Below are 17,699 nucleotides of genomic sequence, written 5' to 3'. Positions count from 1 at the left end.
GTTATGGGTTTATGGTTGTCTTTTTAATAATTTTATCGATTTCGATGCGCATATCCTGCAAATGAAGGTTATTTATACCCGTTGTTTGAGGAATGATTTCTTCTACCTTTCTTCTGATGGCTTTAATGTGCGCCAATGCTTCCAGCCGAACATCGCTCCGCTGAGCACCACTCATCATCTTACCATCTGCAATATCTTTTGGGTTGATGACCATGCCTACTTTTTCTACATACGAACGCTGTAGATTCCTTAAATAGGTATCCTGCTGAATATCGAGTGAAGGTTTTTTCCAAACTGTTACCATTAAATCATTCAGAAATTCGCTTACGGGATATGGATCAGCAGAGGTTAATGCTTTTTGACTTAAGTTATAAAGCATCCCCGGACTAAGAAACATATTTAGCATCTGCGATTGCTGATCGGAAATTTGTTCCATCGGCTTTAAATCGATGTATTTAGCCAAATCAGCCGGGTACATCCAAAGTGGTGCCTCAAAAACCTGGCGACCAACATAGCTCACCACGCTCTTCACTTTCTTTTTAGGAACCTCACTGTAAACCACTCCTTTTTCGTCTACACTTCGGGTAGTTACGTAGCGATTGCCAATGTTTTTCATTACATGGTACAAATAACGACTGTATTGCTTAACAACTTCCTTGTGAAGCTCAGCCAGGTTATTATACTGATCTCCAGGCTCGTATGTCCACTTTTTCAGATTAGCCACTACCCTCTTCAAATTCTTGATTCCATAGTCGCTGGCTACAATGGCATCGTCGCCTAAATCTTCCGATTGGCTACGTGGATCTTCGTCTTTACCTTCACCACCGAACCATAATCTTGGGTTATTGGTGAGTGTATCGGTGGTCATTTTATCTAACAGCTTTTCCTCTGCATATTCATCTTTCTGACCATCAAAATACCGGTAACCCCAGTTTATTGCCCATTTATCGTAGGCACCAATCCGGGCATAAATGCCTTTTGGAGAAATATTGTCTTCAGGCTGCGCCACATAGTTGAAGCGGGCATAATCCATGATCGAAACTGTGTGTCCATTCTTTTCCACCCAGGCCTTATCACGAAGTTTTTCTACCGGAGTTTGGCTGCTTGCACCCATGTTATGCCTTAATCCAAGCGTATGCCCAAGCTCGTGTGAGGAAACAAAGCGGATTAACTGCCCCATCAATTCATCGTCAAACTGCATTTTTTGGGCTCTTTTATCTAGCGGACCAGCTTGAATCATATACCAGTTGTGCACCAGTTTCATCACATTGTGATACCAACCCACGTGGCTTTCCATAATTTCACCACTGCGGGGGTCGCTAATTCGGGGACCATAGGCATTCGGCGTTTCCGAAGCATAATATCTGATCACCGAAAAGCGGGCATCCTCTAGACTCATCGTCGTATCTGCAACAGGCCATTCTTTACCAATGATGGCATTTTTAAAACCCGCCTGCTCAAATGCTTTTTGCCAATCGTTTATGCCCTGGATTAAATAAGGACGCCATTTTTTTGGCGTAGCCGGATCTATATAATATACAATTGTTTTTTTTGGCTCAACCAAAATGCCCTTTTTGTACTTTGCAATATCCTCCTGCTTCGGCTCTAAGCGATAGCGTTGCACCAAATATTTGGTTTGCGTACGTTGATAATCATCATCAAAAAGGATGTATTTGTTATTGAAATATCCAACCCGCTCATCAGAAATACGCTTTCTCATGGGCACTTTAGGCAAAAGAATAAAGGAGGTATTTAAACGCAGGGTAACGGCGCCAGTTAAAGCTCCGGCAGGAATGCCCAAACCAGCACTTGCATATGTTTTAGTGGTTTTAATTTCGGTGTTAATCGGATAGCAAGATATCTTTTCGATAAAAGAACGATCGTCGGCTAAACTATTTAACTTTTTCGTTGATTTTTCATCTGCAGAAATAGAAACCACGGCCACGTCTTTCTTAAAAAAATCGGTAACATCGATTACATAATTTCCCGTAACCGGATTCTTGGCTTTTATATCGAAACTGGCCACAATCGGGCTTTCCTGCGATTGCATCATCGCTTGAAAGATAGGTCCATCGAGGCTTTTAGCTTCCTGGCGATAAACAACACCTTTAAGAAACAAGTTATTGCTATTCCCTTTTTGAAAATATAATGTTTGTTCGTTCACTTTTTCACCACCGAAACTCCCAAATCCTTGAGGAGTGGTCACATATCGGGTAACGGCAAGCAAATATCTGCCGAGCAAACTATCAGGAATCTCAAAAAACCATTTTTGATCAACCTGACGAACATTGAAAAGTCCATCTTGCCCAATAGCACTGGCAGGGATAATTTTGCTGTACTCAACAGGAGCTTTTTTAACTGTGCTATCGGGTTTTGCAACCGGTTTTTGACCAAATGCTGTTAAAGAGAGCGCAAATGAAATCGGAAGTAAAATTTGTTTAAAATTCATCTTAAAACGGAAGTTTTTCGTCGGTATTTAGAGTTAGGTTTGGATTTTTCTTTAGGATGTTAAGTGGAAACGGAATCACATACAATCTTGATGTTGGCAAGAGCGTATAGGTTTGCTGCGGAACAGTTTTGTTCACCACAGGATAGGTACGAACTACTGTCTTTGCATATTCTGTTTCGGTGTTTAATCTTTTTAAATCGAAAAAACGATTAAAGCCTAACACCATCTCTTTCCTCCGCTCATTGATTATAGTTTCCATGGTTTCTTTCCGCGTTGCCGGAACAGGAAGATTGATGGTGCCAGAAAGGATACGCTTCTCCCGCAACTTATTTACAACGGCCATTGCTCCTGCCAAATCATTCTGACGGGCCAAACATTCAGCCTGCATTAAATAGACTTCCGTAGTTTTTAAACCCACTGTTGGATAGAAAAAGCGGGTATAAGCAATACTGTAATAGGCGGCACCAGAACCAATATCCAAAAAGCTTGCGCTTGTAGTATTAAAAAACAGGTTAAAGCGAGCATCATTTGTTCCAAATAAAGCTCTTAACTCAGGACTAATTAACCAGGTGTAACCAAAATTGGTTTCGTTGTACCCCTGAATGTACTGATAACTTAATACTTCAGGATTATTAGTCGCTATAATTGGGGTAACCGCTGGCCCTCCTTGCGTAGTGGTATATTTTACCAAATCGAAAATCTGGTTATTGTAAGAAAGCGACTTCTCGCATGCTTCTTTTGCCTGTGCAATTTCTCTTTTAAACAAATGTATTTTCGCTTTTAGCGCCCAGGCGAAAGCCAAAGATGGATGATATGGATCGCTGGGCTGAACCTGTAAAAACGGAATAGCTTCATCGATATCTTTCTGAATGAAATCGTAAACCTGCGCTACTGTTGATTTGGTAGGTTGTGCCTCTAAATCATATTTATCCATGATGCAAATTCCACCATCGGTAGCTGCAGTAGCCGGATTATAAGCTTTAGCATAAACATTAACCAAAAGAAAATGATCAAAGGCTCTCAATGCTTTAGCTTCAGCTTTGGCTAAATCTTTAACATTTTGTTCGCCCTTACTTGCATCTACTGATGAAATGATGGTGTTCCAGCGATTGATATATAAGTAGGCACGATCGTAAAAGTTAGATGAACTGATCATTGATACCCGATCGATATTTTCGTTGAAACTGAAATGGACGGTATTGATATTTGGAGTAATACCGATGAAATTCGATTCTTTAATCCACATATCATCTACCAGGTATTGAAAATTACTGATGAGATATGCTCTATTTGGAAAAGAAACTAACTCATAATAATCTTGAGCATTCTCTATCACTAGTGATCCTTTTGGCGTTAAATCAGTATATTTTTTACATCCAGAAATTGCGAAGACAATTAGAAAAGATGCAAGTATTGCTATATTTTTTTTCATGACGTTAAAAAGTTAAGTTGATGCCCAATACAAATGATTTCGGATTTTGAAGGGTTCTTGTACCCGAGTTCAGTGAATATGATTCTGGATCAATATCATCTCCGGCAGCACTTGCATACCACAGATTGTTAACCTGTGCAGTAAATTTAGCTGATGGAATATTGAACTTCTTGATAAACTGTTTTGGCAAACTGTAACCAAGAGAAACACTTCTCAGTTTAACGTAATCAGCTTTTACCACATTCACGTCGGCATTTTGCCACATAGATGAAATGGATAATGCTCTGGCTTGCATTGCATCAGAATAATCAACAAGAAGTCTTGGTAATTCTGGCGTGATTCCGTTTTTATAACGCTGTGTAATACCCAAATCGGAGATATCGTTACTTCCAAGTGGCGTAACATCTTTCCGCATTACGTTACCACCAGAGAAGATCAACAAGGCGCTTAAATCAAAATTTTTATAGGTAACGCGTTGAGAAAGTGATCCATTATAAGTTGGTGTAAGTGTACCCATGCTTACTAATGCAGCATAATTATTAATGTCTCTACTGGTAGATACGATCGGAGTTCCCGCCGCATCAAATTCGAGTGTTGCCCTACCATTTTCATCTAAGAAATAAGGATAACCATTAATCATCCCTCCATAACGGTAAGCATACAAAGTATTATAATCTGTGCCCTCTGTATAATAGGTTTGTGGAGAGCCCACATATGAAGGTGCTGTAGCAAGTGCCCTATTTACCTTTCCAATTTTGCTCCTGTTAAACCCGAGCACAAATGTTGAGCTAAGCGTCAGGTCTCCAGATTTTAACCAATCACCACCAACTGTGAATTCAATCCCTTTATTTCTTAGTACTCCATTATTAATTAACAAAGATGCCGATCCTACAGTTGGATCTAGATCTGTTGTTACCATTAAATCAGTACTTTTCCTATCATAAAAGTCAATAGTACCTCTTAAACGATTTCCTAAAAAAGCATAATCAATCCCTACATTATAGGTTTCAGTTTTTTCCCAACGTAATTTTGGATTAGGAATACCAACGATATTCAGGTATTGAAGTGCTGGGAAAAGGTTATCACTTACTCTTCTGGCAGTAAGGAACTTTGTAGCATCAGTATTTTGATTACCGTTAATACCATAAGTTGCACGAAGTTTTAACAAGTTGATCCAAGGTTGGGCTTGCAAAAATTCTTCATTACTGGCATTCCAACCGATGCCTACAGACCATAGTGGTCTATTTTTAAACTCAGGATCTGCACCAAAAAAATCTGCCTGATCTATCCTGAAACTTCCTGTAACATTGTATTTATTTAGGTATGTATAACTTGCATTGGCAAAGCTTGATATGTTTCTATGTTTGGTTTCTTGGAAAGTGCGCCCTGCCACACCTAAAGTCTTATTGCCGCCAAAAATATAACTTGGCAAGCCAGTTTGACTTATAGATTGGTTATTAATTAATGTTGAAGTAAGTGTAACAGGGTCAAAACCGTATCTAATGTCTGTCATTCCAATTGGTAAAAATGTTTGTCGCATTTCCATACCGGCAACTGCTGCAATTGAATGTTTACCACCATCAAAAGATCGATCAAAACTCAATTGGTTTCTGAAAGTGTAGGCATTATTTTGCTGCATACCCTGGCTAATCCTGCCACCTGTAGGCAATCCATAAGTAAAGGCATTTGTAGCAGGTGTAAAACCTACTAGGGCATTATATGCGGCTCTCATTTTATAGGAGTTTACATCATAAATTTGTTCGGTTTTGGTAGTCCCCATTTCATATTGAATCTGACTGGAGAAATTCAGCCCATCCATAATCTTCGCTTGGATATTAGCAAATGCTCTCAGAGAAACTGTGTTAGCATCAATTATCCCTTCATTTAAAGACTCCAAAATATTGAAGCGGTAGGATTTATATTGAGGTGTACTTTGCAAAGCATTCGCTACAGCCCCATTGATTTCGGAACCTGCAAAACCATCAGCCAATTTAACGTAGTTAGCGTAAACCAGACTTCCATCTGGATTTACAATAGACGCATATCTTGGTTGAAGCGCTGTATATGAGCTATAACTACCATCTGTCGATTGGGAAGTAGAATACGCTCCATTAAAACCTATAGTTGTACTAAGCCATTTCTTTATATTATAGGTATTTTTAAAATATAAGGTAATTTTCTGATCGTTATTACCCATAATACGTTGAGCAGAATGGTCATAATTAATGGATGCAAAAGTATTCGATTTAGAACTTGCTGAACTCAAAGACAAGTTGTAGCGTTGTCGAAAAGCATTTTGCCATACATTATCACGATATTGCTCATAGTAATCTGCATTTTTAAATGATGCCAATTGTTGGTTAAACTGATCAATTGTGACTTTGCCCGCATCTCTATCTCTAAATAACTGATATAAGGGACTGTAATATTTGATACTTCCATTAGCAACTGTTCCATAAGCGGCAAACATCGTTTCAGTATTGGCATAACGAGCACGTTCTCTATTATAAACATCTGTTTCAAAATCCACAATATCAGTAGTTGATGCATAATGCATACTTTCGAAAGTCGGTTTTGTATCGATGAAAAAGTCGGTATTTAAAGAAATTTTTAAAGGACTATCACCCTTCTTTGTTGTTAAAATAACAACTCCATTTGCCGATCTTGATCCATATATTGAAGCCGCAGCGCCATCTTTTAAAACAGTAACCGATTCAATATCATAAGGATTAATTTCTTCTAAAGGAGTTTCTGCCGGTAAACCATCAATTACAACTAAAGGATCTCTCGTTAAACCGGTAAATGAAAAAGTTGCTTGGCCTCTTAAAACAGGACGATCAGCACCAATTCCGTTTGCATTTTTAACATAAACCAATCCTGCAACACGACCTTCTAATGCACTTAATATATCAGTGTTGATGTTTTCGTTCAGCATTTTATTATCGATTCTTGCAGCTGCACCAGTACCCCGTGAGGCAGGTAACGACTGAAACCCATTTACAACAACATCATTCAATAATGATGAATTTGCTTTTAGTTTTATTGTTAATATCTGAGAGGTCTTATTCCTATCAATATTTTGAGTTTCTGGCAGGTAACCAACATAATTAATTTCTAATGAAGTGTATTTGCCCGTTAGAGTAATATTGAAATGCCCATTACCATCGGTAAGCGTGTACCTTGTTGTTCCTTTCAATTTTACCGATGCTCCCGGAAGCGGCCCACCAATACTATCGGTAACCATCCCATGAACAATGTACTCTTCCAGATTTTGAGCAATGGCTTTTAGTACAATTGTTTTGTTATTGTTAATTTCGTAAGTAAAATCTTGTCCCTTAACCACCTCATCCATTAATATTCTGATACTAGTGGTACTTAGGCTTAAACTGATTGGCTTAGCTTTTTTCACCAGTTCCGCATCATATACAAATTCATATGAGGTTTTGGTCGAAATTTCCGAAATAACGGTATTCAGCGGTGCTTTAACAAAATTGTATTGGTTGTTTTGCGCCGATACATCTAGCGAAACTAGCATCGCGATGCATAGAAATGCCGACCAGTTTAATAAATAGCCGCATCCCGATCGGACGAAGCGAAAGTAGTGGTTTGTCATAAAATTTAGTTTGGTTGGTTGTTAACTGACGACGACGGGTATCTTACTTCTCTAAAACAATCTTATTCGATTCGATCTCGAATTGGTAACCGGTTGCTTTTGAAATGTTTTCTAAAACCTCATCAATATCCGCCTTGCGGGATATTTTGATGTACAGGTTTTTCTGCGGCATCGCAGCTAAATCGACTTCAACTTTGTACCAGCGCCCAAGTTTTTGCATCACCACATTCAGCGGAACATCGTTAAACAAAAATTCACCTTTGGTCCATGCTGCAAAATCATCGGCCGAAACATTTCTCAACTCTAATTTGCTGTAGCCTGCAGAAACCTGTTGGTTTGGCTTTAAAATAACCTCGCGACCCGCATTTGAAAACTGAATGCTTCCCTCTAACAATGTTGCGGTTGTTTCCCGATCTTCGGGGTAACTGCTCACGTTAAACTGCGTCCCTAAAACCTTAATTTCACTGCCAGCAACGGCAACAATAAATGGTTTTGCGGCATTTTTGGCCACTTTGAAAAAGGCCTCACCTTCTACAGAAACCTTCCTTTCAGTTCCTCTAAAATCTGTTGGAAAAGTTAGCTTCGAGCCAGCGTTGAGCATTACAATTGAGCCGTCGCCCAAAGTAACTTTGTACTCACCACCTTTCGGCGTTTCCAGCGTGTTCAACCTCGAGGCCGTTGCCGAATCAGCATTTACAGCCATGTAAACAATAGTGCCATCGGCTTTTGTACTTACTTGAATGCCTTTTTTCTGATAAATCGTTGTGTCACGTCCTACCCCAAGTCTAGTCTTTTTACCATCAAAACTTAATGTGGCAATTGCAGTTCCTGGAATAATTAGGTGATCCGGATTTAAAAGCCTGTACGCAAGCAAGCCAAATAGTGAAATGATGAGGAGACTTGCAGCAATTTTAAGCAAGCTGCCAGTTCTTACCAAGGTTAAAACTTTACTTCTCTTCTTCTCAAAAAGAAGTTCAGTAAGTTTGGCATGAACCTCATCCAGACGCTTCTGGCTTCCAAGTAGATCAAAGTCTTCGGCTCCACTTTTAATTTCAGCGGCAATTAAGTTTTTCAACTCCAATTCATCAGCAGCTTCAAAATACTGAAAAAGCTGGTTAAGCTCCGCAGCATTGCTCTCATTAGCAATAAATCTTTCGAATAGTTCTGGTTTTATTGAGTTTTTCTCCATCGTTGTCATTATATATTATGCACGAGATGGACAAACACACTATCGCACTTTGATTTTTTTTTGTTATTTTTTTAAGTAAGCCAGAATACAGAGCATAATAAACTCCTGGGAATGAAAAAAAACATATCGTTTTACATATTTCGTTGCACTTACCAGTTGATTACTCACAGTTGAAGGACTTATTGCTAGAATTTCGGCAGCTTCCTGATAACTTTTGCCTTCTAACCTACAAAGGTTGAATATTTCCTTGCGTTGAGCTGGCAATTTATCTATCGCTGAATTTAGTAAGGCGTAACGTTCTTTGTTAAAAATGTAATCTTCGGTTTGATTGTAAAATTCTGCAAAGGTTTCGATCAGGTATTTTTGCATTTTGATGTCTAAGGCCAATTTTCGATAGTAACCATAAACTGTATTTTGCGCAATGGTAAAAATCCAGCCTTTAAAAGATTTAGCTAAGTCGATATCATTCCTGTTTATCCAAACTTTTAGAAAAATATCCTGCAAAAGCTCATCAGCAACTTCATTATTTTTAACCATGCGCTGCAGTTTTGGCAATAGCAGCCGGCTATAAGTGGAATAAATGAAATCAAAACCCTCCCTGCGACCACTTTTTAAGTATTCGAGGTATCTTAATTCGTCGCTATCGTTCAGATTTTCAAGGGACATTTTGTCAAAGCTACAAATTATGCTAATTAAATGTTAAGAAATCCTGAAACCACAACCAATATGAATTAAATTTAAAGAATTTCAGTCATATTTTACATTAAACAGATGCCCTTGAGGATTTTACAATTGAGATTGGCGTTCGCAAATTAGCGAACAAGACTCCTATCAATTAAAAATCCAAGGCTGAATCAAGTATTTCACGCAGTCAAAACAAACAAAGCGGTGTTAAATACGTTCTAAAAATTGTAAACTAAACTTAAAGCGCTCGGTCGCATGCCGAACTTTCCTATTTGATGCATTCAGTTCTATTTTCTCTTAGTTTGTTGATTATCATTTCAACACTGATTCCGTTCATCCGTCACGACTTCTGGATTTTCAGGGTGTTTGAATACCCAAGGTTGCAAAAGCTGGCATTAAACCTGGTGCTGGTTGGGATTATATTTTTATTTGATTTTCCAAAAACCACAGTTGATCTCGTTATTATAGTTGCTTTATTGCTTAACCTTTTTTATTTATTATATCTGATTATTCCCTTCACCATTTTTGGTAAAAAACAGATTATTGATTCTAAAAACAAGGAAACTTCTTCTACCCTAAAATTATTCATCGGAAACGTTTTTCAGGAGAATAGAAAAGCGAATGAATATCTTACAATCATCGCCGAGTGCAAGCCAGATGTGGTTCTATTGGTAGAAACCGATTTATGGTGGCAGCAGGAAATGGATTTTCTAAGCAACGATTATCCACATCAAGTTAAAATTCCGCTGGAAAATACCTACGGAATGCTGTTATACTCTAAATATGAATTAATTGATGGTCAGGTAAATTACCTCGTCAAAAGTGATATTCCCTCTATTGAAACTCTGGTGAAATTACCATCAGGACAGTTGATTAAATTGTTTTGTTTACATCCCGAGCCACCAGTACCGCAAGAAAATCCTCGATCGACAGAGCGGGACAAAGAGATTTTGTTGGTGGCAAACAAAGCAAAAGATGATAAATACCCAGTGATTGTGATGGGCGATTTGAATGATGTCGCCTGGAGTTATACCACTGAATTATTCGGTAAAATTAGCGGATTGCTTGACCCAAGACGCGGCAGAGGATTTTTCAACTCTTTTAATGCCAATTATTTTTTCTTGCGTTTTCCTTTAGATCATATCTTCTGTTCAACAGATTTTACGCTTAACGCTATCAAACGCCTGGAAAATTGTGGCTCCGATCACTTCCCTATGTGCGTGGAATTGCAACATAACCCGAAGGCAGAAAGCCAAAATGAAAAACCGCAAGCCACACAAGAAGATCTTGAACTGGCAGAAGAGAAAGTTAATGCAGAAGTAGAGTAAATTACTTCATTCGATGGTAAACCTTTTTGCTATTGTTGGTAGATAACATCATTCGGGCTGGCTCCGCATAAAAGGTTACCGATGATTGCTTTTTACTTAAAGTATCAACAAAAAATAGACTTTTACCTTGCGTGTACCACTCCATCTTTTGGGCTTTACCATTTCCATTGGCATCAACCATAACATCTTTGGTTCCGCCAGCGCTTTTTCCAGACCAAGCAAAGGCGCTTCCATCCGCATTGAGCGTAAGGAAATAATCGGTAGAAAAAGATGAATAAAACTCTCCACTCCCACTGCTGATGACTTCGGTGTTGCGCCAGGTGCCAAATAATCTCGAATCTCTTTGCTTGGTTAAAATGGCAGTGTTTAGCGCATTGATTTTGGTGAGCTCCATTTTAACCACCTGATTATTATACTCTGGAAAAGTAATCGAAAAGAATAATGTGTTTGATTTTCGTTCTGCATTAAAAGCATAGACTTTACCACTAATATCTTCGATAATTTTCCCACTGGCAATATTTTTTGAAGCAATGCCCGAAATTTTCGCTGATTCTCCATTCATCATTAATGATCCTGAAACCTTAGCTCCATCGGCTTTCAAATTAATTGAAATGGCTTTAGCATTATTGATTCCTTCATAATTGCCTACAAATAATGGCGAAACTTGCTTTACCACAATTGCTTTTTTAACCACTTTTTTGTTTTGTGCATCTGTTTCACCGCAAGGAGAAAGCATCATAACCAGCACTATTATTTGGTGTAACATAACCCTCTTTTATTTTTACTAAAATTGCCACACATCACGGTAGGATGCAATACCTCAAAGGGTGATTTACATAAAAGTTTGTATCGGGATTTTAAATTTTATATTTTGCTAATCATCCTCCAAATTCAAAACATGAAATACATTTTTTCCACTACATTGCTTTTTGTAGCATTATCTTCAAACGCTCAAAGCACCAGTTTGAAAGAGATATGGAAGTCTAAAGATCAGCTTGCCGTACCTGAATCGGTTCTTTATATCCCCCAAAAACAACAAATGTATGTATCGCTGATTGATGGTGCGGCGAATAAGAAAGACGCCGCAGGCAGTATAGCCATTTTAAATCGAGACGGTAGCACTAAAAATTCAACCTGGATTACGGGTTTAAATGCGCCGAAAGGAATGGCAATTTACGGTAGAAAACTTTATGTGGCCGACCTTGATGTGGTACATGAGATCGATACGGCCACTGCTAAAATCACCGCATCAATAAGAGTTCCGGAAGCTGTTTTCCTGAATGATATTGCGATAGATAAACGTGGAATAATTTATGTTTCAGATACGAGAACAAATAAAATTCATCGGATAATTAATAACAAAAGCGAAATCTATTTGAAAAATGTAACAGCTGCTAACGGTTTAAAATTTATTAACAATGAACTTCATGTGTTGTCAGGTACAAAATTATTAAAGTTTGATAATCATAAAGTTGCAACTCAAATAGCTGAAGGTTTGGAAGCTTCTGGCGATGGCCTCGAACCTGATGGAAAGGGGAATTTTATTGTTACCTGTTGGGAAGGAATCATTTACCACATCAAGAAAGATGGCAATAGGCAAAAGCTTTTGGATGTGAGAGGTAAAATGAACACTGCAGATATCGGCTACGATCCGAAAAGCAAAATGCTTTATGTCCCAACTTTTAATGCCAATTCAGTGATCGCCTATAAAATGGAATTTTAGCATTATGCAATAAATAAAAAAACCGCATCGAAACATTTCGATGCGGTTTTAACATTACTATAGGGATGATTATTTTGGCATTAAAACGGTATCGATTACATGGATAACACCATTTTTTTGATACACGTCAGCTATTGTAACGGTACTCATACCACCTTTTTCGTCTTTCAACATTAATTTTTTGCCTTCCATCCAAGCCCAAAGTTTACCACCTTCAACTGTGGTTAATTCAGCTTTTCCTTTACCAGCTTTAATTGCTTTTGCAATTGCTTTGCTATCTAGCTTTCCTGATACCACATGGTAGGTTAAGATTTTGGTTAACGTTGCTTTATTTTCTGGTTTAACCAATGTTTCAACTGTACCTGCTGGTAATTTACCAAAAGCACTGTTTGTTGGTGCAAACACCGTGAACGGGCCTGCTCCTTTTAGCGTTTCTACTAAACCTGCTGCTTTAACTGCTGCAACCAATGTAGTATGGTCTTTTGAGTTCACTGCATTGTCTACAATGTCTTTCGATGGATACATTGCAGCGCCGCCAACCATTTTGGTTTTTTCCTGAGCCTGAACTGATGTGTTTGATGCGATTGCGATAGCTACTATAGCCACTGCCGATAAAAATAATTTTTTCATGGTTTTTTGTTTCTGTTATGACATCATTTACGCAAAAGTGATTAACCCTGGATTTTTAAAAATCAATTTTAAAATCAAACAGTTGATTAACAGAATTTTAAATTGAAATAAATTAATCAGAAGGGGATTTGAAGAGGTAGAAAAAGCCAATTAGCGCTGGATATATAAAGTAAATTAAATACTTTACATCAGTTATCTAAAGTTAACAATACTCTTTATGAAAAAAATTTTATTGATGATCGGCTTCCTGGCAGCATTTAACGCATTTGCTCAAACCGATAGCCTAAAATTAACCGGCCATATTAAATTTACCGCGAACAATAAGTATGTTTTCATTTATGATCTAAACTCAAGAAAGCAATATTTTCAACCGATAAATGGGAAAGATTTCGCGTTTGCATTTAAAAAACCATGTGAAATGGAAAATAAGCAAATCACTATTTTTCTCGGCCCGGATTCGACTAAAACTTATGAAGAAGCCAGAAAGATTTATGCTTTCCTGCCGAGATCTTACCGAATGTTGATTTTTGAAAATAACACCACCATTAACATTGCCGATGAAATTGATAGCGCTCAAGTTAGAGGTGGACAGTTAAATATCGATCTGGATGGTATGAGGGCGACGATCAGGAATAAAAAATACCTGGAGTTTTTCTCATCACATCCTGATGCTGCAATTGCAATTAGCTTTCTAAAAGCACTTTTAAAATTTCGGGGTAACCGAATGTTCACTGAACGTATTGACTATGAAAAGTGCTTTTCGGCTTTGAGCAATAAACTGCAGCAAAGTACGGAAGGGAAAGAATTAAAGATACTTGTGTACGGAAAATAGTTTTTAAAACTTTTAAATCATAGCGAAGTTGTATGAACATGAACGACATAAACTTACTCATTATACCAGCTGCAAGAAAAGGAGAAATTGAAATTTTAAATGAATTGATTCATCGCAATGCAGACTTAAATTTTCAAGATGAAAAGGGATATACGCCTCTGATCATCGCTTGTTATAATAATCAACCGGAAGCAGCCAAATTATTAATTGAGCATGGTGCCGATATTGATGCTGCTGATTTTGGCGGCAATACTGCTTTAATGGGTTCGGCATTCAAGGGTTATATCGGCATTGCTGAATTATTAATTGAGCATGGGGCAAACTTAGATTTGAAACATGGAAACGGAGGAACGGCATTAATGTTTGCAGCGATGTTTGGTAGAAATGACGTTTTGCAATTACTACTGGCTAGCGGTGCTGACGCCAATTTACTTGATAATAGAGGGCAACATGCGTTAGATTTTGCGGCGATGCAGGGGAATGAAAAAGGAATTGAGTTGCTGGAAGCACACCTGGCAAAAATAGCAGGATAACATTAACTATTTACAAAACCTTAAAACAAAAAAATGGCGCCAAATGGCGCCTTTTTTTTATAATTATGCTGGAATTTTCCGTGGATTCTCACGTTCCCAAAAGCGATGTAGGGCAATCATTTCAATAAATGTGCTTGTTAGTTCTTTCACATCTCCCGAAACTATCACCCCTTCTCTCAACACTGTTTCTTTCGAATATTCAGCCGGTAACTTCTTATGGAAATAAGTAGATTCTAACACCTGTATGGCTTCATCACCTGCGGCAATGGCCTTGCAATGCTTAAACGCTTCGTTTAAAAAATGTACGGCGTTAGCTTCTGCTTCTAAAGTGGCTACACTGTTCGCACCACCAGGAACATAAACCGCATCATACAATACCGAAGCTGCTGTAAGGAAACTTTCATCAGGTACAATTTTTTGATCTCCTTTAGAAATGATTTCTCCTAATTTTGGAGCAATGATGTGTACTACAGCTCCTCCTGCTAACAAAGCAGTTTTAACGGTACTTAATGCCTTTTCATCTACACCATCCGCTGCCAGAATTGCGATCTTTCTTGTTTTAATGGTGTCCTTCACTGTTCCGACCATACTCAATGCATCAGATTTTGCCAAATTTCCTTCCGGATTTTCAGAAGCATAATCTGCTCGATCAGCATCTGCTGGAATACTGTTATTTAGATCTTCCAAAGCAATTTCTGGAATATGCAATCCTAGTCCATAAGCAACTTCCGCAGCTAAGCCTTTATCAATTTGCGCCAAAACGGCCAGCATACGCTCACGAATTTCTACCGCTTTAACCTTACCAAGCTCAAAACTTAGCGCATCGATAATGTGGTTTTTCTCTGGATCACTTTGCGAATTAAAAAACAATCTTGCTTGCGAGAAATGATCAAAGAAGCTTCTGCTTCTCGCCCGGATTTTCTTGGCATCGATTCGTTCGTTATAACTCACGAAACCACCATCAGCAGCTTTTACTTGCTGAGGATCTTGATTGGCGATACCGTTCGGACCGTAACTTGTTTTGCCGCGGTTTATCGTTTGGCGCATATAACCATCTCGTTGATTGTTGTGCACCGGAACTACCGGACGGTTAATTGGAATTTCGTGAAAATTTGGTCCACCTAAACGAATAAGTTGCGTATCAGTGTATGAAAACAACCTGCCTTGCAATAATGGATCATTGGTAAAATCTATCCCAGGCACTACATGACCAACATGGAAGGCCACCTGTTCTGTTTCTGCAAAGAAGTTATCCGGGTTCCGATTTAAGGTCATTTTTCCAATTCTTTGAACAGGAACCAGCTCTTCCGGGATAATTTTCGTTGGATCAAGAATGTCAAATTCGAACTTAAATTCATCAGCCTCTGGAACAATTTGAACGCCTAATTCCCACTCAGGAAATGCACCTGCTTCGATGGCATCCCATAAATCTCTTCTGTGAAAATCCGGATCTTTACCTGAAATGTTCTGGGCTTCATCCCAAGCTACGGCATGAACTCCCAATAAAGGTTTCCAATGGAATTTAACAAAGTTGGAAACGCCTTCTGCATTTACGAAACGAAAAGTATGCACACCAAAACCTTCCATCATCCGGTAACTTCTTGGCAACGCCCTATCGCTCATTGCCCACATAATCATGTGCGCAGACTCCGGTAGCTGTGAAATAAAATCCCAAAAAGTATCGTGAGCAGAAGCTGCCTGAGGCATTTCGTTATCTGGCTCTGGCTTAACAGCATGTATCAAGTCTGGAAACTTAACAGCATCCTGAATAAAAAATACCGGCATATTATTTCCCACAAGGTCAAAATTGCCTTCCTGGGTATAAAATTTCACGGCAAATCCGCGTACGTCCCTTGCAAGATCTGTCGATCCTCTCGAACCTGCTACGGTAGAAAACCGAACAAAAACCGGGGTTTCAGCACCAGGATCGCATAAAAAAGCGGCACGGGTAAGTTCAGACATATCTTCGTACACCTTAAATACACCGTGTGCTGCTGATCCCCGAGCGTGTACAACACGTTCCGGAATTCTCTCGTGATCGAAATGAGTAATCTTTTCCCGAAGGATGAAATCTTCGAGAAGTGTGGCTCCTCTATCTCCTGCCTTTAGTGAATTTTGGTCGTCATTAATTTTAACGCCGTGGTTGGTGGTGAGCTTTTGACCAGTCGAATCGGCCACAAAAGCCTCTAGTTTATTGGTTTTATCATTTTCCTGCTGTGCAGGCGCTGGATTATTTTCAGCATTTTTCTTAGCCATATTTTTAATCTTTATGCCTCCTCAGCCGCGTTGTAATTGATTTCGTTTTCTGCAATATCAGTTAGTTTTGTATCCGCTAACTTTTCCTCTTCAAGCGTTTGCGCCAATACATCAGCAACATCTGTTAAACCCAAAGTAATGGCCAATTGATGAAGGCCGCCATAACTGGCAATTTCATAATGCTCTACTTTCTGCGAAGCGAGAATAATACCCACATCTCTTGTTGCAGTTCCAGGTGGCGTTTCTTCAACAATTCCTTCCGCTTCTTTTGTTAAACCTTCCATGGCGTCGCATTTCTTGGCGATAGCCTTTTCGCCCATCAGCTCAAAAACCTGCTCTAGTCTTTTTACATGTGTTTTAGTTTCTTCTAGATGAGAGGTGATCGCTTTCTTAAGCGAATCTGCTGTAGCTGCCGAAATCATTTTTGGCAAGGCCTTAACCAGATGGTTTTCTGCCCAATATAAATCTGCAATTGAATCCTTAAATAAATCGTTTAAGGCCGGAGAATCGTCAACAGTTGTTTTAGATGCGAATTTTGGATCGCTTCCTGTGTCTTTTGTTTTCATGGTATGTTCTGTAGGGTTGCTTTCTTTTACAACCATAGATTTTACCATTAAGTTTTGCTAATTAATTAAATCTGAAAATGGATAAAATTCTTAGAGGCTATCGAAAACTGGAATAGCTATTTACAAACTGAATTTTGGAATGAAAGCCAGTGTCTGCAGCTCGCTAAAGGCTGATTTGCTACTTATGAGTAGTTTCTTAATTGAAATTCGGCAATGAATTTATCAAAGACATATCAATCTGATAGAGAAAAAAACTAAATAAGAATGGTAGTAAAGGGCTATATACCGCAATAGCTACAATAGGTAAATTTACAATGTCAAATTAGGAGCATCTAGTTTAACACGGGACGATCTATGCCTGGATAGGATAGAAAGATAGATTGCAAACCATACCATCTATAATATGGTTTGTTTCAGATAAAGCCTTTCAGAAATGAAAGGCTTTATTTTTATATAAGTAATTG

The 17,699-nt window shown here is 38.6% G+C and carries 13 protein-coding genes; 4 read left to right on the top strand and 9 right to left on the bottom strand.

From position 1 onward, the window contains the following. Position 1: 1 nt before the first annotated feature. From OQZ33_RS11725 to OQZ33_RS11705, 5 genes are all read right to left on the bottom strand, one after another. Entirely contained in the window at positions 2–2,449 is a 2,448-nt protein-coding gene (locus OQZ33_RS11725; protein ID WP_265799215.1) for a zinc-dependent metalloprotease, read from the bottom strand. A 1-nt stretch (position 2,450) separates the two neighbouring features. Next, on the bottom strand, positions 2,451–3,881 hold the full coding sequence (locus OQZ33_RS11720) for a RagB/SusD family nutrient uptake outer membrane protein (RefSeq protein ID WP_265799214.1): 1,431 nt from the start codon (positions 3,879–3,881) through the stop codon (positions 2,451–2,453). Between the two features lie 4 nt (positions 3,882–3,885). Further along, positions 3,886–7,494, bottom strand: a complete 3,609-nt coding sequence (locus tag OQZ33_RS11715; protein WP_265799213.1) for a SusC/RagA family TonB-linked outer membrane protein — start codon at positions 7,492–7,494, stop codon at positions 3,886–3,888. Positions 7,495–7,537: 43 nt separating this feature from the next. Further along, positions 7,538–8,683 carry a FecR family protein gene (locus OQZ33_RS11710; RefSeq protein WP_265799212.1) on the bottom strand — a complete coding sequence of 382 codons (1,146 nt, stop codon included), beginning with the start codon at positions 8,681–8,683 and terminating at the stop codon, positions 7,538–7,540. A gap of 63 nt (positions 8,684–8,746) precedes the next feature. After that, complete coding sequence (locus OQZ33_RS11705; protein WP_265799211.1) at positions 8,747–9,349, bottom strand: RNA polymerase sigma factor; 603 nt, start codon at positions 9,347–9,349, stop codon at positions 8,747–8,749. Between the two features lie 293 nt (positions 9,350–9,642). On the opposite strand from OQZ33_RS11705, the gene OQZ33_RS11700 reads away from it, so the two are divergent. Continuing rightward, positions 9,643–10,695, top strand: coding sequence for an endonuclease/exonuclease/phosphatase family protein (locus OQZ33_RS11700; RefSeq protein WP_265799210.1), 1,053 nt, complete (start codon positions 9,643–9,645; stop codon positions 10,693–10,695). Position 10,696: 1 nt separating this feature from the next. Here OQZ33_RS11700 and OQZ33_RS11695 read toward each other — a convergent pair whose 3' ends face one another. Then, positions 10,697–11,461: a hypothetical protein gene (locus OQZ33_RS11695; protein ID WP_265799209.1), complete on the bottom strand. Its 765-nt coding sequence runs from the start codon at positions 11,459–11,461 to the stop codon at positions 10,697–10,699. Between the two features lie 132 nt (positions 11,462–11,593). Here OQZ33_RS11695 and OQZ33_RS11690 point away from each other — a divergent pair, with 132 nt between their 5' ends. Further along, on the top strand, positions 11,594–12,418 hold the full coding sequence (locus tag OQZ33_RS11690) for an SMP-30/gluconolactonase/LRE family protein (RefSeq protein WP_265799208.1): 825 nt from the start codon (positions 11,594–11,596) through the stop codon (positions 12,416–12,418). 69 nt (positions 12,419–12,487) lie between these two features. On the opposite strand, the gene OQZ33_RS11685 is transcribed toward OQZ33_RS11690, so the two are convergent. Further along, positions 12,488–13,048 carry a fasciclin domain-containing protein gene (locus OQZ33_RS11685; RefSeq protein WP_265799207.1) on the bottom strand — a complete coding sequence of 187 codons (561 nt, stop codon included), beginning with the start codon at positions 13,046–13,048 and terminating at the stop codon, positions 12,488–12,490. A gap of 217 nt (positions 13,049–13,265) precedes the next feature. On the opposite strand from OQZ33_RS11685, the gene OQZ33_RS11680 reads away from it, so the two are divergent. Beyond that, the gene (locus OQZ33_RS11680; protein ID WP_265799206.1) at positions 13,266–13,880 is read left to right on the top strand and encodes a hypothetical protein; all 615 of its coding nucleotides are present in this window, start codon (positions 13,266–13,268) and stop codon (positions 13,878–13,880) included. Between the two features lie 38 nt (positions 13,881–13,918). Next, complete coding sequence (locus tag OQZ33_RS11675) at positions 13,919–14,413, top strand: ankyrin repeat domain-containing protein (RefSeq protein ID WP_265799205.1); 495 nt, start codon at positions 13,919–13,921, stop codon at positions 14,411–14,413. Between the two features lie 63 nt (positions 14,414–14,476). Here OQZ33_RS11675 and OQZ33_RS11670 read toward each other — a convergent pair whose 3' ends face one another. Then, positions 14,477–16,669 (bottom strand): catalase, encoded by a 2,193-nt coding sequence (locus OQZ33_RS11670; protein WP_265799204.1) that lies wholly within the window; start codon positions 16,667–16,669, stop codon positions 14,477–14,479. 11 nt (positions 16,670–16,680) lie between these two features. Continuing rightward, positions 16,681–17,283, bottom strand: a complete 603-nt coding sequence (locus OQZ33_RS11665) for a ferritin-like domain-containing protein (RefSeq protein WP_265799203.1) — start codon at positions 17,281–17,283, stop codon at positions 16,681–16,683. Between the last annotated feature and the right edge of the window lie 416 nt (positions 17,284–17,699).

Origin of the sequence: Pedobacter sp. MC2016-05 (genome assembly GCF_026239735.1) — a bacterium.
Taxonomy (GTDB): domain Bacteria; phylum Bacteroidota; class Bacteroidia; order Sphingobacteriales; family Sphingobacteriaceae; genus Pedobacter.
The sequence above is the reverse complement of the archived record's forward strand: the minus strand, read 5'-3'. Positions and strand labels throughout refer to the sequence as shown.

Coding starts and splice junctions, on each gene's coding strand:
- OQZ33_RS11725 (WP_265799215.1), bottom strand. CDS start 2,449: ATGAATTTTAAACAAATTTTACTTCCGATTTCATTTGCGCTCTCTTTA.
- OQZ33_RS11720 (WP_265799214.1), bottom strand. CDS start 3,881: ATGAAAAAAAATATAGCAATACTTGCATCTTTTCTAATTGTCTTCGCA.
- OQZ33_RS11715 (WP_265799213.1), bottom strand. CDS start 7,494: ATGACAAACCACTACTTTCGCTTCGTCCGATCGGGATGCGGCTATTTA.
- OQZ33_RS11710 (WP_265799212.1), bottom strand. CDS start 8,683: ATGGAGAAAAACTCAATAAAACCAGAACTATTCGAAAGATTTATTGCT.
- OQZ33_RS11705 (WP_265799211.1), bottom strand. CDS start 9,349: ATGTCCCTTGAAAATCTGAACGATAGCGACGAATTAAGATACCTCGAA.
- OQZ33_RS11700 (WP_265799210.1), top strand. CDS start 9,643: ATGCATTCAGTTCTATTTTCTCTTAGTTTGTTGATTATCATTTCAACA.
- OQZ33_RS11695 (WP_265799209.1), bottom strand. CDS start 11,461: ATGTTACACCAAATAATAGTGCTGGTTATGATGCTTTCTCCTTGCGGT.
- OQZ33_RS11690 (WP_265799208.1), top strand. CDS start 11,594: ATGAAATACATTTTTTCCACTACATTGCTTTTTGTAGCATTATCTTCA.
- OQZ33_RS11685 (WP_265799207.1), bottom strand. CDS start 13,048: ATGAAAAAATTATTTTTATCGGCAGTGGCTATAGTAGCTATCGCAATC.
- OQZ33_RS11680 (WP_265799206.1), top strand. CDS start 13,266: ATGAAAAAAATTTTATTGATGATCGGCTTCCTGGCAGCATTTAACGCA.
- OQZ33_RS11675 (WP_265799205.1), top strand. CDS start 13,919: ATGAACGACATAAACTTACTCATTATACCAGCTGCAAGAAAAGGAGAA.
- OQZ33_RS11670 (WP_265799204.1), bottom strand. CDS start 16,669: ATGGCTAAGAAAAATGCTGAAAATAATCCAGCGCCTGCACAGCAGGAA.
- OQZ33_RS11665 (WP_265799203.1), bottom strand. CDS start 17,283: ATGGTAAAATCTATGGTTGTAAAAGAAAGCAACCCTACAGAACATACC.